The sequence below is a fragment of the Caulobacter sp. NIBR1757 genome, assembly GCF_027912495.1.
Classification (GTDB): Bacteria; Pseudomonadota; Alphaproteobacteria; order Caulobacterales; family Caulobacteraceae; genus Caulobacter.
Genome location: NZ_CP115463.1, coordinates 965,851 through 978,825 on the forward strand (window position 1 = coordinate 965,851; position 12,975 = coordinate 978,825).

The 12,975-nt window shown below is 69.2% G+C and carries 15 protein-coding genes; 3 read left to right on the forward strand and 12 right to left on the reverse strand.

The features are described 5' to 3' along the window. Positions 1-13: 13 nt before the first annotated feature. Positions 14-454: a TIGR02444 family protein gene (locus O5I81_RS04635; protein WP_271067778.1), complete on the reverse strand. Its 441-nt coding sequence runs from the start codon at positions 452-454 to the stop codon at positions 14-16. Next, positions 451-1,044, reverse strand: coding sequence for a UbiX family flavin prenyltransferase (locus tag O5I81_RS04640; RefSeq protein ID WP_271067779.1), 594 nt, complete (start codon positions 1,042-1,044; stop codon positions 451-453). The genes O5I81_RS04635 and O5I81_RS04640 overlap by 4 nt, the downstream gene beginning before the upstream one ends. A gap of 94 nt (positions 1,045-1,138) precedes the next feature. On the opposite strand from O5I81_RS04640, the gene O5I81_RS04645 reads away from it, so the two are divergent. Beyond that, positions 1,139-1,312: a DUF465 domain-containing protein gene (locus O5I81_RS04645; RefSeq protein ID WP_271067780.1), complete on the forward strand. Its 174-nt coding sequence runs from the start codon at positions 1,139-1,141 to the stop codon at positions 1,310-1,312. 71 nt (positions 1,313-1,383) lie between these two features. Here O5I81_RS04645 and O5I81_RS04650 read toward each other — a convergent pair whose 3' ends face one another. The 6 genes from O5I81_RS04650 to O5I81_RS04675 form a co-directional block, all read right to left on the reverse strand. Further along, positions 1,384-2,097 carry a cell cycle transcriptional regulator TrcR gene (locus O5I81_RS04650; protein ID WP_271067781.1) on the reverse strand — a complete coding sequence of 238 codons (714 nt, stop codon included), beginning with the start codon at positions 2,095-2,097 and terminating at the stop codon, positions 1,384-1,386. Positions 2,098-2,222: 125 nt separating this feature from the next. Further along, positions 2,223-2,378: a DUF3309 family protein gene (locus O5I81_RS04655; protein WP_271067782.1), complete on the reverse strand. Its 156-nt coding sequence runs from the start codon at positions 2,376-2,378 to the stop codon at positions 2,223-2,225. A 95-nt stretch (positions 2,379-2,473) separates the two neighbouring features. Further along, positions 2,474-2,854 (reverse strand): DUF983 domain-containing protein, encoded by a 381-nt coding sequence (locus O5I81_RS04660; protein WP_271067783.1) that lies wholly within the window; start codon positions 2,852-2,854, stop codon positions 2,474-2,476. Between the two features lie 59 nt (positions 2,855-2,913). Continuing rightward, positions 2,914-3,927, reverse strand: a complete 1,014-nt coding sequence (locus O5I81_RS04665) for a low specificity L-threonine aldolase (protein WP_271067784.1) — start codon at positions 3,925-3,927, stop codon at positions 2,914-2,916. Positions 3,928-4,161: 234 nt separating this feature from the next. Then, positions 4,162-4,902, reverse strand: coding sequence for an SRPBCC domain-containing protein (locus O5I81_RS04670; protein ID WP_271067785.1), 741 nt, complete (start codon positions 4,900-4,902; stop codon positions 4,162-4,164). Continuing rightward, positions 4,899-5,468: a winged helix-turn-helix domain-containing protein gene (locus tag O5I81_RS04675; RefSeq protein WP_271067786.1), complete on the reverse strand. Its 570-nt coding sequence runs from the start codon at positions 5,466-5,468 to the stop codon at positions 4,899-4,901. The genes O5I81_RS04670 and O5I81_RS04675 overlap by 4 nt, the downstream gene beginning before the upstream one ends. Positions 5,469-5,738: 270 nt before the next feature. Between O5I81_RS04675 and O5I81_RS04680 the strand changes: the two genes are divergently transcribed. Further along, positions 5,739-6,158: a hypothetical protein gene (locus tag O5I81_RS04680; protein WP_271067787.1), complete on the forward strand. Its 420-nt coding sequence runs from the start codon at positions 5,739-5,741 to the stop codon at positions 6,156-6,158. A gap of 459 nt (positions 6,159-6,617) precedes the next feature. Here O5I81_RS04680 and O5I81_RS04685 read toward each other — a convergent pair whose 3' ends face one another. From O5I81_RS04685 to O5I81_RS04695, 3 genes are all read right to left on the reverse strand, one after another. Next, the gene (locus O5I81_RS04685; RefSeq protein ID WP_271067788.1) at positions 6,618-7,763 is read right to left on the reverse strand and encodes an epoxide hydrolase family protein; all 1,146 of its coding nucleotides are present in this window, start codon (positions 7,761-7,763) and stop codon (positions 6,618-6,620) included. Positions 7,764-8,041: 278 nt separating this feature from the next. Continuing rightward, the gene (locus tag O5I81_RS04690; protein WP_271067789.1) at positions 8,042-9,004 is read right to left on the reverse strand and encodes a zinc-binding alcohol dehydrogenase family protein; all 963 of its coding nucleotides are present in this window, start codon (positions 9,002-9,004) and stop codon (positions 8,042-8,044) included. A gap of 239 nt (positions 9,005-9,243) precedes the next feature. Beyond that, positions 9,244-10,200, reverse strand: coding sequence for a hypothetical protein (locus tag O5I81_RS04695; RefSeq protein ID WP_271067790.1), 957 nt, complete (start codon positions 10,198-10,200; stop codon positions 9,244-9,246). A gap of 178 nt (positions 10,201-10,378) precedes the next feature. Here O5I81_RS04695 and prfA point away from each other — a divergent pair, with 178 nt between their 5' ends. Next, positions 10,379-11,449, forward strand: coding sequence for a peptide chain release factor 1 (prfA, locus tag O5I81_RS04700; protein ID WP_271067791.1), 1,071 nt, complete (start codon positions 10,379-10,381; stop codon positions 11,447-11,449). A gap of 180 nt (positions 11,450-11,629) precedes the next feature. Here prfA and O5I81_RS04705 read toward each other — a convergent pair whose 3' ends face one another. Further along, complete coding sequence (locus O5I81_RS04705) at positions 11,630-12,901, reverse strand: YihY/virulence factor BrkB family protein (protein WP_271067792.1); 1,272 nt, start codon at positions 12,899-12,901, stop codon at positions 11,630-11,632. Between the last annotated feature and the right edge of the window lie 74 nt (positions 12,902-12,975).

Below are 12,975 nucleotides of genomic sequence, written 5' to 3' on the forward strand. Positions count from 1 at the left end.
CAGACCCGAAGCCTCATTCCAGCGCCGTTGCGAGCCTCTGCAGCGCTTCCGGCGGCGGCGGATCGCCCCAGGTCTCGCCGGCCCGGACCAGGGCGGGCAGGGCGGCGCCCGGCCGGGGCGTCGAGAGGCCGGCCAGGGAGGTCATCAGCAGCTTTTCGAGGTCGAGCTCGACGGCCTTGACGGTTTCGCGGACGGCCAGCCGGGCCGCGTCATCGACCGGGCCGAGCGGATTTTTCAACGCCCGCCGCGACTGGCGGACAGGCCCCAGGATCGTCGCCTCCCAGTGGCGGGCCAGTTCGGCGCCGTCGGCCAGGGCGGCGTCGGGCGGCGAGGCCCAGGCGGCCCAGAGCAGGTAGGCGGTCTGCTGGCCATGGTCGTCCTGAAGGCTGAGGCAGGCCTCGCCGACGCCCGGCCGGTCGTAGGCGGCCAGCGCCCAATCCCAGAAGTCGTTCATCCTTCGCTCCGGATGGCTTTCAGGTCCTCGCCCCAGCGTTTCACCGGCGCCCAGTCGAGGCCGAAGCCGTCGAGAGCCCGACCGACGGACTGATCGACCATCTCCTCGATCGACTGGGGCTTGGCGTAGAAGGCCGGCATCGGCGGGGCGATGACCGCGCCCATTTCGGCGAGCGCCGTCATAGTCCGCAGATGGCCCAGGTGCAGCGGCGTCTCGCGGACCATCAGCACCAGCCGCCGGCCCTCCTTGAGCACAACGTCGGCGGCCCGGGTCAGCAGGCTGGAGGTGACGCCGGTGGCGATCTCGCTCATCGTCCGAACCGAGCAGGGCGCGATGATCATGCCGCGGGTCCGGAAGCTGCCCGAGGCGATGGATGCGCCGACATCGCCGACCTTGTGCACGACGTCCGCCCGGGCGGCGACGTCGGCGGGAGTCAGATTCGCTTCCTGGGCGAGGGTCAGGGCCGCTGATTTCGACATGACCAGATGACTTTCGACACCCAGGTCACGACAGGCGTCGAGGGCGCGCAGACCCAGCCAAACCCCGCTGGCGCCAGAGATTCCGACGATCAACCGCCCCTTTTGCGCCATCCGACCGGTCCAACTTCCCAGTTATGTGAACAGACTTCCCGTCATCTCGGGTGTTCACTTGAGTGTGTATAGATAGCCAAGGAGGCGAAATACCATGGCCTTGGAAGCCCGTCTGCGGGAGCTCGACAGCCGCCACAGGAAACTGGACCGGACCATCGAGCAGGAACTGACGCACCCGGCGTCCGACGATATCAGGATCGCGGAACTCAAACGGCAGAAACTACGCCTCAAGGAAGAGATCGAAGGCCTGAAGGCTCGAACTCACTAGAATACGGAAAACCCCTCCACCGGTTGTCGGTGGAGGGGTTTTCTCATTCAGTCCAACGCCTGAGGCGAGGATCAATCCTCGTCGTCGTCGTCGTAGTCGACGGCCGGGCCGGTGTTGGCGAAGACGTTCTTCAGATCGACGTCGCCGCCGCGATCGTCTTCTTCCTCGTACACGGGTTCCGGTTCGACCTGGGCCTCACCGGCCGGGCTGAGCGAGGGGCCGTCGCTGACGATGCCCTTCTTGAGGTCGTCCTTGGCCTTCTTGTCGGCGGCCTTGCGGACCACGGCGTCCAGCTCGATCTGGCCGACGAGGCCCAGGGTCACCGGATCGACGGGCTTCAGGTTGGCGCTGTTCCAGTGGCTGCGGTCGCGGACCGCCTCGATGGTCGACTTGGTGGTGCCGAGCAGCTTGGAGATCTGGGCGTCGGTGACTTCCGGGTGGTTGCGCACGAACCAGGCGATGGCGTCCGGACGGTCCTGGCGACGCGACACCGGGGTGTAGCGCGGGGCCTTCTTCTGCGGCTTCAGCAGCTCGGCGTGGCGGCTCTTCTGGACCTGCATGCGGTACTTGGAGTTGGCGGTGGCCTTGTCCAGTTCTTCGCGGTTCAGCTGGCCGTTGGTGATCGGGTCGGCGCCGCGGATGTCGCGGGCCACTTCGCCGTCGGCGATGCCGCGCACTTCCAGCGGGTGCAGCCCGCAGAAGTCGGCGATCTGTTCGAACGTCAGGGAGGTGTTGTCCACCAGCCAGACGGCGGTGGCCTTGGGCATCAGGATCGGTTCGGCCATGGGCATGCTCCAGAAACAGCGGCGCCCGGCCTTTCGGCCGGGCGGGTCTTGGAAACTGCTATAGCGAGGTTCCCTCAAGAAGGGAACGGGGACTTGCATCCGCAGCCTGCAAGCCCCCGAAATCGCTAAATTCGTCCCATCAGCAGCAGGACGATGACGATCACCAGCACCAGGCCGAGGCCGCCACTGGGGAAGTAGCCCCAGCTGCGCGAGTGGCCCCAGGTCGGCAGCGAGCCGATGAGGGCGAGGATCAGGACGATGATGAGGATCGTGCCGAGCATGTGAGGTTTCCTTGAACAGCGTAAAGTCTCCGCCATTCAATTCTTCGATGCCGCGTCAGTTCCCGGCCGCTGAACTCTTCAATGATCTTCCGGCCTCAGGCCGGCTGGTCCTTGGTCACCCGGTTGGCCCACAGCAGGCCGATGAAACCACCCTTGATGCGCGGCAGCAGGGTCAGCACCGCGGCGGTCAGGGCCGCAAGGGCGGCGGGGACGATGATCCAGGGGCTGGTTTCCCACATGACGGGGAAGAAGAAGGCCGGGGCGACGATCAGGTGGCCGACCAGCAGGATGGTCAGATAGGCCGGGCCGTCGTCGGCGCGGTACTGCGACAGGTCGTGGCCGCAGGCGGCGCACTCGGCGTTGACCTTCAGGTAGCGGGCGAACAGCTCGCCCTCGCCGCAGTTGGGGCAACGGTGCTTGAGGCCGCGCTTGATGCCGAGGCCCACGGGCCGGCGGACGTCACTGGTATTGGACATGGCGGGCATATGCGCCTTCGCGGCGGGTTTCGATAGGGCGGCCGGGCTCACAATCGGTTTCAGGATACGGCCTTCAGCGCCGCGCCCAGCTCATCGACCATGTCCGGCGTGGTCGCCCAGCTGCACATGAAGCGGACCGTGCCGTCGAGGAAGCGGTAGACGAACCAGCCCTGGCCCCTCAGCCGGTCAAGCGCCGCCTCGTCCATCTCGACGAACAGGCCGTTGGCCTCGACCGGATGGCGCACGGGGAACGGCATCTGGGCGGCCAGCCGCCGGGCCATGGCGTTGGCGTGGGCGGCGCGGACCGACCAGGCGCCGGTTTCCAGCAGGCCGATCCAGGGGGCGGCGAGGTAGCGGCCCTTGGACACCAGCTGGCCGGCGTGCTTGAGGCGGGCATCGAACCGCCGGGCCAGCGCCTTGTTGAGCAGGACCACGGCCTCGGTCGGCGTCGAGCCGGACTTGGTGCCGCCCATGATCAGGATGTCGACGCCCATCTTCGCGACCGACTTGAGGTCGAAGCCGGCGGCGACGGCGTTGGCCAGGCGGGCGCCGTCGAGGTGGACGCCGTAGCCCATGGCCTTCACGGGCTGGATCAGGGCCTCGAGGTCGGCCTGCGCGTAGACCGTGCCGTATTCGGTGGCCTGGGTCAGGGACAGGGCGGCGGCCGGCTGGCGGTAGCTGACGTCGGGTTGGCTGAGCGCCTCGGTCAGGGCCGGCAGATCGATCTTGCCCGACGGGCCGGGCAACCCGATCAGGCCGACGCCATGGCCGAAGAAGCCGGGAGCGCCGGTCTCGTCGGTGCAGACGTGGGCATGCTCGTGGGCCAGCACCGCCTCGTGCGGTTGGGCCAGTGCGGCCAGGGCGACGGCGTTGGCGGCGGTGCCCGAGGCGGTGAAGCGGATGTCGGCGTCGGCGCCCAGGGCTTCGCGGATCAGGTCGGCGGCCCGGGCCGAGACATGATCGGTCCCATAGCCGGAGGCGGTCCCGGCGTTGGCGGCGATCAACGCCTCCATCACCTCGGGCATGGCCCCGGCGACGTTGTCGGAGGCGAAGTCGTAGCGGGCGTCGGTCATGGGGTTCCGTTTAGCGGCAGAGTGGAGGGAGGGAAACCGGCCGGCGTCCGTAAACCCTCTCCTTCCCACCCTGCTTCGCTGTCGCTCCGCAGGGCGGGCCCCTTCCTCTCCCTCGCGGGAGAGGAGCTGGGAGGTGACGCGCCGTCAGACAGCGGGTGGCGGACGAATAGTTCAAGCCCCTCTCCCGCGAGGGAGAGGGAGGGGCCCGCCGCGAAGCGGTGGGAGGGAGAGGGTTTACGGTGCAGGCGGATAGGTCTCCGTCCACCAGGCCTTCCAGCGGTCCTCAAGCTCACTGAAGGCCGCATCATCCAGCCCGTAGGCGGTGATCATCACCATGCCGGGGCCGTGGCCGCCGCCGACGGTCCAGCCGCCGGCATCGTGGACGTTGAGCAGGCCCGCCCAGGCGTCGACCGTCACGGCCACCTGATATTTCGAGACGTGCCAGAGGTTGCCACTGACCGTGTCGCCGGTCGGCAGGACACGGCTGACGGCGTCGCCGACGTGGCCGCTGCGCAAGTCGGCGAGGCCCAGGGCGGCGAGGGGCCGATCCCCCTCGCGCTCGCCCTTGGGCAGCGACAGCCACAGGGTGCGGCGGGGGGCGAGGCCTTCCTTTTCGAGGCCGAACTTCAGCTGCTGGACGAACATGATCCAGCCCTCGGTCATGTCTTCGTAGACGTCAGTCCAGGCCGCGCCGTCGGCGGGGGCGGCGCGGATGACCCGCAGGCGGCTGCCGGCCCCGGCGACGGTCAGCTCGAAGCGGTCGCTGGTGCCGTTGAAGGCGATGACGCCGGTCGCCTCGTCGGCGGTGGCGTGCTCGACGAAGATGAAATCGACCTCGGCCGCCAGGCTGTCGGACTCCCAGCCGAACCAGCGGGCGACCTGGGCCGGATCGCGCAGGGCGGCCCAGACGGTCTCGACCGGGGCGGCGATGGTCAGGTCGATGAGGACGCGGTCCCCGGCGTCGTTGGTGGTCATCGGTTCTTGCTTCCTTTGGCGGGGTGGGTGGCGGCGATCAGGCGATAGGGGCGGCCGCCGGGGCTGTCGAATTCGGCGGCCAGGGCGGCGATGGTCTCGGTCAGGCGGGCGGCGAAGCGTTCGATGTCGCCGGGGGCGGCGAAGGCGATTTCGGCGTCGAGGGTGAAGGTCAGCAGGCGGCGGCCCTCGGCGTCTGCGGTCTGGCGCATGCGGCCGACCTCGCGGACGGTTTCGGCGGCGGTGCGGATCAGGTGGTCGGCGGCGTAGCGGTCCTGGGTCAGGGCTTCGGGGGCCGGGCCGGCCAGCAGGTCGGGATCGACCAGGTAGGCGTCGGCGCTGGCGGTGAACAGCCGTTCGGTGAAGCCCCGGCGCTGGCGTTGCTCGACGAGATTGACCAGGCCCGCCTCCTCCAGGGCCTTGAGGTGATAGCCGACCTTCTGGCGCGGCATGTTCAGGGCGACGGCCAGGCTGGCGGCCGAGCCCGGCGACTGCAGGGCGGTCAGCATCCGGCGGCGGATCGGCGAGAGGGCGGTCCTCACGCGGTCGGCGTCGTCGAGCAGGGCCATAGGTGCAGTCATGGGGGTCAGGGAACAATAGAAAAATAAAACTGTCAAATGGTCGATTTGACCGATTGGCATATCGCCGCTATCCCGCCGGCATGGTCGTTTTGCCCGCCCGCGCCACCCTGCAGCAACGCCAGTCGCACAGACTGGCGGCCGTTGCGGCCGGCCGGATCGGATAATCCCGGCGCCCCGCCGGACCGACCGCCCTCGCAACCCCGCCCACCGGCGGGGTTTTGCTTTTCAGGCTCCGCCCATTCCCCAAGGAGCCTTCCCATGACCTTCACCACCGAAGCCGATCTCGCCGCCGTCGCCGACGGCGTCATCGCCATGACCCTGCCCAAGCCGGCCTGGACCCATGCGGCGCACTTCGCCTGCGCCGTCTGGATCGTCATGCGGCGGCCTGATCTGGTCGCCGAGCGCGATCTGCCGAATCTCATCCGCGCCTACAACGAGAGCACCGACACGCCGAACACCGACAGCGGCGGCTACCATGAGACGATCACGCAGGCCTCGCTGCGGGCGGTGCGGACCGCCGTGGCCGAGGGCGGGACGCCCGTGGAGGTGCTTCGCCGGCTGCTGCAAAGCCACGGGCGCAGCGACTGGCTGCTGAAGCACTGGAGCCGCGAGCGGTTGTTCAGCGTCGAGGCCCGGCGGCGTTGGCTGGAGCCGGATCTGGCGCCGCTGCGGGGCTGAGGTTCGCGCCTCGCGCCTTATCGAAGCGGCTGTCCATTATAGCCGCCGGCGGGTGACCTACAAAACAAGGCGTGCGCTCGCCACCGGGGCCGCGAAGGCGGCGAAACCCCAGGCAGCGTGGGCTTTGGCGTAGGTTTGCGCTCTGAGACTGTAGCCTCGGGCGTGGGTCGGTGCGTGGGTAGAGTGTCGCCGGATGTGGGCCGGTTTGAGGGCGTGCCGGCCTACGGAATCGACTGTCCGACAATTTGCCCATTTTGGGTCAAAATGGATATGTCTAGACATATTCATCTTGCGGGCGGGTCCATCCTGTCATCCCGGCCGGAGCGTAGCGGAGCGCCGGGACCCAGGGGGTGGCGAAGCACCGCACGGGCAGCCGCCACCATCGAGCCTGGGTCCCCTGGGTCCCGGCTCTTCGCGCTTCGCGCTGCGGCCGGGATGACAGGAGAGGGAAAGACGCGGCTAGACCTCGCGGCCCCAGGCCCGCACCTCCTCGACGAACAGCTCCGGCTCTTCCATCGCCGCGAAGTGGCCGCCTCGGGGCATGTCCTGCCAGCGGGTGATGTTGTAGGCCCGGCCGGCCCAGCTTCGCGGCGGGGCGGAATAGAGGGCCTCGCCGGGGAAGTTGGCGAAGGCGGTCGGGGTCTCGCAGCGGGTCCCCTCGGGCAGGACGATGCCGCCCTCCTCGATCAGGGCGCGGTAGTACCAGGCGCCGGTCGTGAAGCTGCCGGTCATGACGTAGATCATGACGTTGGTCAGCAGCTGGTCCATCGAGAAGACGTCGGTGAAGGGCTTGGTGCGCAGGTCGGCCCAGTCGTGGAAACGCTCGACGATCCAGGCGGCCTGGCCGACCGGGTTGCCGGCTCCCAGCCAGGCCACCGACTGCGGCTTGGAGACCTGCAGGCGCAGATAGGCGCCCATCATGTCGCCGGCCGCGCCGGTGCGGGTGATCCAGTCGATCTCGTCCTGGCTCTGCGGCGAGCCGGCGGGGCGCAGGCCGATCATGTTGAGGTGGATGGCGCGGGCGTTCGAACCGTGATCATGGCCGAGCCAGCTGGTCACCAGGGCGCCCCAGTCGCCGCCCTGGGCGAGATAGGTCTCGTAGCCGAGCACCTGCGTCATCAGGGTGTTGAACAGCCGGGCCGTGCCGCGTTGGCCGAAGGGGCGGGCGGGCTTGGAGGAGAAGCCGAAGCCGGGGAGGGAGGGGATGACGAGGTCGAAGGCGTCCTCCGCCTTGCCGCCGAACCGCGAGGGGAAGGCCAGGCGTTCGGCGGCGCCCCAGAACTCGTAGTGGCTGCCCGGCCAGCCGTGGGTCAGCAGCAGGGGGCGCTTGCCGCCGGCCTCACCGACGATGTGGACGAAGTGGAGGTCGAAGTCCTCGACCCGGGCCGAGAACTGCGGGAAGCGGTTGAGCTCGGCGACGGCGGCGCGCCAGTCGTAGCCATCGGTCCAGTGGGCGCAGAGCTCGCGCAGGAACTGCGGATCGGTCCCGCAGCCCCAGCCGCCCTCGATGGGGGCGACGGGGAAGGGGTATTCGGCTACCCGGCGCAGGACGTCGGCGACGGCGGCGTCGTCCCAGGAGACGGTGAAAGGCGTCGGCGTGGTCATGGCGGGCTCCCCTTGTTTGGTCATCACTAAGCGTGGCGTGACGTCGGGGCCGTCAAGGTCCTCCTTCGGCAGGCCGCAGGCCTGACGGGGGAGGGGGACCGCGCCCGAAGGGCGTGGTGGAGGGGGCAGCGCCGGCGGATGGGGGCGCCCTGAATGCAGCGGCTTCGGCCTGCGCCAGAACGCGCTCCTCCGGAAAAGCCGGTGCTGCCCCCTCCACCACCGGCCCTAAGTCGGGCCGGCGGTCCCCCTCCCCCGTCGCTGCGCGCCGGAGGAGGATTTTACGGCACCATCACCACCCGTCCGACGGCCTGGCGGCTCTCGATGTAGGCGTGGGCGCCGGCGGCGTCCGACAGCGGGAAGACCTTGTCGATGACGACCTGCAGCTCGCCGCGCGCGCAGTCCTCGACCAGGGTCTGGATCATGTCGTGGGCGCGGTCGGTCATGATCTCGGCGCCGAGGAAGACGCCGCTGAGCGAGCGGTTGCCGCCCATCAGGCTGCCGACATCGACGACCATCGGTTCGCGGCCGGCGTTGCCGACCATCGACACCCGGCCGCGATAGCCGAGGCTGGCCAGCGAGCCCTTGAGGGTGGCGCCGCCGACGCTGTCGACGACCAGGTTGACGCCCTTGTTGTCAGTCAGCCGCATGACGGCCTGGGCGACGTCCTCGGCCTTGTAGTTGATGCCGTGGTCGAGGCCCCAGGCCTTCAGCTTTTCCAGCCGCGCGTCGCTGGAGGCGGTGGCCAGGACCCGGGCGCCGGCCCGCTTGGCCAGCTGGATGGCGGCGAGGCCGACGCCGCTCGCCCCGGCCTGGACCAGGACCGTTTCGCCGGCCTTGAGGCGGCCGAATTCGAACAGGCAGTCGTGGGCGGTGCCGAAGGTGACCGGGATGGCGGAGGCCTGTTTGACGTCATAGCCGTCCGGGATGACCCAGCAGTTGCGGGCCGGCACGGCGCGCAGCTCGGCGTGGCTGCCGAAGCCGTCGACGGTGGCGACCTTCTGGCCGAGGCGCAGATGGGTGACCTCGGACCCGATCTCGATGATCTCGCCGGCCGCCTGGTAGCCGACGATGTGGGGGTGGTTCACCAGGGCGCCGCCGAAGCGGTTGAGGGTGTCGCCGCCTTCGATGCTGATCGCCTCGACGCGGATGACCACGCCCTTGGGGTGGCAGACGGGGTCGGGGGCGTCTTCGTATTTCAGGACGGACGGCGGACCGTTCTCGTAATAGACGGCGGCTTTCATGGCGGGCTCCCTGATGTGTTTTAGGGGAGGGTAGCGATGCGGCGTCTGAAGGGTGAATCAGAAATCCTCCCTCCCCGAATTGGGGAGGGGGCAGGCGCGCGTTGCGCGCCGGGTGGGGAAGTGGGTCACCGGCGCCGGCCGGTTTGTCTTCTCAGTGGATGGTCGGAAAAGTCCCGGACCGACTTCCCCACCCGACGCGCGTAACCGCGCGTCTGCCCTCCCCAATTCGGGGAGGGAGGTCAGTGGTGCGATTCGGAGGCCGGCAGGTGGCCGCCGCCGGCGTGCGACGCCTGCGGCACGTGGTGATCGACCGGGCCGGGGACGGCCTTGGGGAATTCGCCGGACTGGCTCCAGCCGGGTTGCTCGAAGCCCTGGTCGGCCACCTGCCAGAGCAGCTGGACATAGCGGCGGGCCATCTCGCCGGTCACCGCCGAGGCGTCGATCTTCTCGGTCAAGACCTCGGACATGCCGGATTCCTTGGCCGCGTTGACCGTGCTCTTCAGAAGGTAGCCCTTCTTCTGCAGCTTCTCGATCCGCTCGGCGTAGGTCGGCTTCTTCTCTTCCTTCTTGCCCCCGAACAGCGACCAGCCGGCGGAGGGCCTGGGCCGGTCGTCGTCCGACTTCTCGGACTTGGCTTTGACCTCCAGCTCCTGGAGCAGGACGTTGAGCAGCTTGTTGCAGCCGGAGACGACGACATAGGCCGCCTGGTCGGCCTGGGCGGCGTCCCACAGGGGCTTGAAGCCGTCGCGGAAGACTTCCGGCGTGGCCTTGCTGAAGCGCGGGGCCGAGGGCGGGCCCTTGTGGTCGTGCTCGTGCGGCTTGTGGGCCGCCTGCTCGCCGAGCGGCTTGCCGCAGACGGGGCAGGGGCTGCCGGCGGCAGGCGGGTTGTTGATCACCGTGATGCCGCCGAGCGGCACGCCGATCATCGGCTGCTGCACCATGATGGCCGGGGTGGTGGCGACGGGGACGGTGGTCACCGCGCCGGTGAAGACGTTGGCGCCGGGGCCGGTGACGCTGGAGATCGGGGTGGTGAAGACCTGGCCGGGCGCGCCCGGCAGGCCGACCGAAACGGCGTGCTGGCCGAGGTAGGGAGCCGGCGCAGCGGCGGGGACGGCCGGATGGGCGTCGTGGCCATGGTGGTCCGACGATTCCCGCTCGTAGCGGCTGTCCAGGGAGCAGCGCGGTGCGTCGCTCACGACCCCAAACCCCCGCGTTTCATGGTGTTGACCCCATGCATGCCCAAAGTACCCCCGATAACCATGGTTAACGAACCTCACGGGGGCGATTTTGGCAAGGGGCCAAGTTCCAGATGTGGCGCCTCGGACGCGAGAAGAGTAGAGGATGCGGCCCCTCTGCCATGAAAGTTCTCATCCCTTGCGTCTGCCCCAGGCCCGACTCGATCAGGTGCTCGACCGTTTCCGCGAAGTGGAAGCGCGCATGGGCGCGGCCACCGACGGTCCCGAGATCGTCAAGCTGTCCAAGGAGCATGCCGAGCTCAAGCCCGTGGCCGATGCGGTCGCCGGGCTGGAAAAGGTGCGGGCCGAGATGCCGGAGCTGGAGGCCATGGCGGCCGATCCGGACCCGGACATCTCCGAGCTGGCCCGCGACGAGCTGGAGCGGCTGCAGGACCGCCTGCCGGAGATGGAGCGGGAGCTGGCCCTGATGCTGGCGCCCAAGGACAAGGACGAGAACGCCAGCGCCATCCTCGAAATCCGCGCCGGCACCGGCGGCGACGAGGCGGCCCTGTTCGCCGGCGACCTGTTCCGCATGTATTCGCGCTATGCCCAGCTGCAGGGCTGGAAGGTCGAGGTCGACAGCGTCTCCGAGGGTGAGATGGGCGGCTACAAGGAAATCATCGCCTCGGTGACCGGCGACGGGGTGTTCGGGCGGCTGAAGTTCGAGAGCGGCGTGCACCGGGTGCAGCGGGTGCCGGCCACCGAGAGCCAGGGGCGGATCCACACCTCGGCGGCGACGGTGGCGGTGCTGCCCGAGGCCGAGGACGTCGAGATCGAGATCAACGACAGCGACCTGCGGATCGATACCTATCGTTCGTCGGGGGCCGGCGGCCAGCACGTCAACAAGACCGACTCGGCGGTGCGCATCACCCACATTCCCACCGGCGTGGTGGTGACCAGCTCGGAGAAGAGCCAGCACGAGAACCGCCGCAAGGCGATGAAGAACCTGAAAGCCCGGCTGTACGACCTGCAGCGAACGGCTCTGGACGATGCCCGGTCGGAGGCCCGGAAGAGCCAGGTCGGGTCGGGGGATCGGTCGGAGCGGATCCGCACCTACAACTTCCCGCAGGGCCGGGTGACCGACCACCGCATCAACCTGACGCTCTACAATCTGGAGCGGATCATGCCGGGCGATGCGCTGGACGACATCATCAAGCCGCTGATCGCCGAGGACCAGGCGGCGCGGCTGTCGGCGCTGGAAGAGGCGTAGGGCGGGGCGCAGTAACCTCCCTCCCCGAATTGGGGAGGGCAGGCCGAAGGCCGGGTGGGGAAGTGGGTCACCGGCGGCGCCGGTCAGGCTTCTCAGCGCTCTATCTGGAAAGTCTCGAGCCGACTTCCCCACCCGACGCGCGTAACCGCGCGTCTGCCCTCCCCAATTCGGGGAGGGAGGTCAGCGCTTCACCCGCTTCAGCAGGTCCTTCACCGCGCCGACGCCACCGGCGATCTCCTCGCTCAGGTCCAGCGCCTCGCCGACCGTGTCGGCCATGGCCGCTCCGCGGGCGCCCATGGGGGCCGGCGGGCCGGTGGTCGAGTCGTGGGCGGTCTGGTGTTCGATCTCGGCGTTGAGTTCTGCGCCGATCAGCACGGTCAGCACCGAAAACCAGACCCACAGCATGAAGGCGATCACCGCCCCCAGCGGGCCGTAGGTGGCGTCGAGGTTGGAGATCGAACCGAGGTACCAGCTGAACACCAGCGAGCCGCCCAGCCACAGCACCGAGGCCGCCACCGCCCCCCAGGTCAGCCACCGCCACTTGGCCTTCGCCCGCGACGGGCCGATCCGGTAGAGCAGGGTGAAGGCGAAGGCGGCCAGCAGCAGCACGAACAGCCAGCGCAGCGGGATCCACAGGACCAGCAGGGCGTCCAGCCGCAAGGCCGTCATCACCGCCGGCAGGGCCACCAGCAGCCCGGCCACGCAGGTCAGGAACAGCATGGCGCCGAAGGTGCAGACATAGGACAGCGCCGTCTGGCGGAAGAAGGGGCGCTGCTCGGCCTCGTCGTAGGCGACGTTGAGGCCCTCGAACATCGCTTTCATGCCGGCGTTGGCGCTCCACACCGAGACCAGCAGGCTGATGACCAGGGCGACGGTCAGCTTGCCCTCGTGCTGGCCGGCGATGCGCAGCATCTGGTCGCCGACGATCTGCACGACGCTGGCCGGGAAGACGCCGCTCATCTGGTCCAGCTGCTCGCGCACGGTCGTGACGTCGGCGAACAGGCCGTAGACCGAGACGAAGGCGGCGATGGCCGGGAAGATGGCCAGCAGGGCGTAGAAGGTGACGCCGCCGGCGACGGAGGGCAGCTTGTCCAGGCCGATCTCACGGATCACCCGCCAGAAGACATCGCGCCAGCCGATCAGGGGGATGTGACCCGGCCGCAGGGCGGCGCGGCCGCGTCCGGGCTGGCTGCTCTCGAAAGCCTCGACGCTCATCTGGCGCGCGTCGGAGGCGCCGGGGATGACCTTGTCGCCCTGGCCGGTGGTGGTCACCGGCGCGCCGCGCGGCCAGAGGCCGACGGCGGCGATCAGGGCGATCCATGGGAGCAGATTGTAGGGGCGGCTTTGGGCGTAGGCCTTCGCCCGGCCGGGCATGGCCGCCCAGTCGCGGCCCAGCACGCCGGCCCATTTCCGTGAGGGGTGTTTCCCGCCCCCGCCCTTGAACAAAGCCATCCAGCGCCTCCGCAGGGGCTAACACGCGGGGTGACCGGGGGTTGCGGCGGAGCGACGGCTTTGGCACTGAACGC

Bases quoted from the DNA above. Each gene is read 5' to 3' on its own strand.
- O5I81_RS04635 (WP_271067778.1), bottom strand. From the start codon at position 454: ATGAACGACTTCTGGGATTGGGCGCTGGCCGCCTACGACCGGCCGGGC.
- O5I81_RS04640 (WP_271067779.1), bottom strand. From the start codon at position 1,044: ATGGCGCAAAAGGGGCGGTTGATCGTCGGAATCTCTGGCGCCAGCGGG.
- O5I81_RS04645 (WP_271067780.1), top strand. From the start codon at position 1,139: ATGGCCTTGGAAGCCCGTCTGCGGGAGCTCGACAGCCGCCACAGGAAA.
- O5I81_RS04650 (WP_271067781.1), bottom strand. From the start codon at position 2,097: ATGGCCGAACCGATCCTGATGCCCAAGGCCACCGCCGTCTGGCTGGTG.
- O5I81_RS04655 (WP_271067782.1), bottom strand. From the start codon at position 2,378: ATGCTCGGCACGATCCTCATCATCGTCCTGATCCTCGCCCTCATCGGC.
- O5I81_RS04660 (WP_271067783.1), bottom strand. From the start codon at position 2,854: ATGTCCAATACCAGTGACGTCCGCCGGCCCGTGGGCCTCGGCATCAAG.
- O5I81_RS04665 (WP_271067784.1), bottom strand. From the start codon at position 3,927: ATGACCGACGCCCGCTACGACTTCGCCTCCGACAACGTCGCCGGGGCC.
- O5I81_RS04670 (WP_271067785.1), bottom strand. From the start codon at position 4,902: ATGACCACCAACGACGCCGGGGACCGCGTCCTCATCGACCTGACCATC.
- O5I81_RS04675 (WP_271067786.1), bottom strand. From the start codon at position 5,468: ATGGCCCTGCTCGACGACGCCGACCGCGTGAGGACCGCCCTCTCGCCG.
- O5I81_RS04680 (WP_271067787.1), top strand. From the start codon at position 5,739: ATGACCTTCACCACCGAAGCCGATCTCGCCGCCGTCGCCGACGGCGTC.
- O5I81_RS04685 (WP_271067788.1), bottom strand. From the start codon at position 7,763: ATGACCACGCCGACGCCTTTCACCGTCTCCTGGGACGACGCCGCCGTC.
- O5I81_RS04690 (WP_271067789.1), bottom strand. From the start codon at position 9,004: ATGAAAGCCGCCGTCTATTACGAGAACGGTCCGCCGTCCGTCCTGAAA.
- O5I81_RS04705 (WP_271067792.1), bottom strand. From the start codon at position 12,901: ATGGCTTTGTTCAAGGGCGGGGGCGGGAAACACCCCTCACGGAAATGG.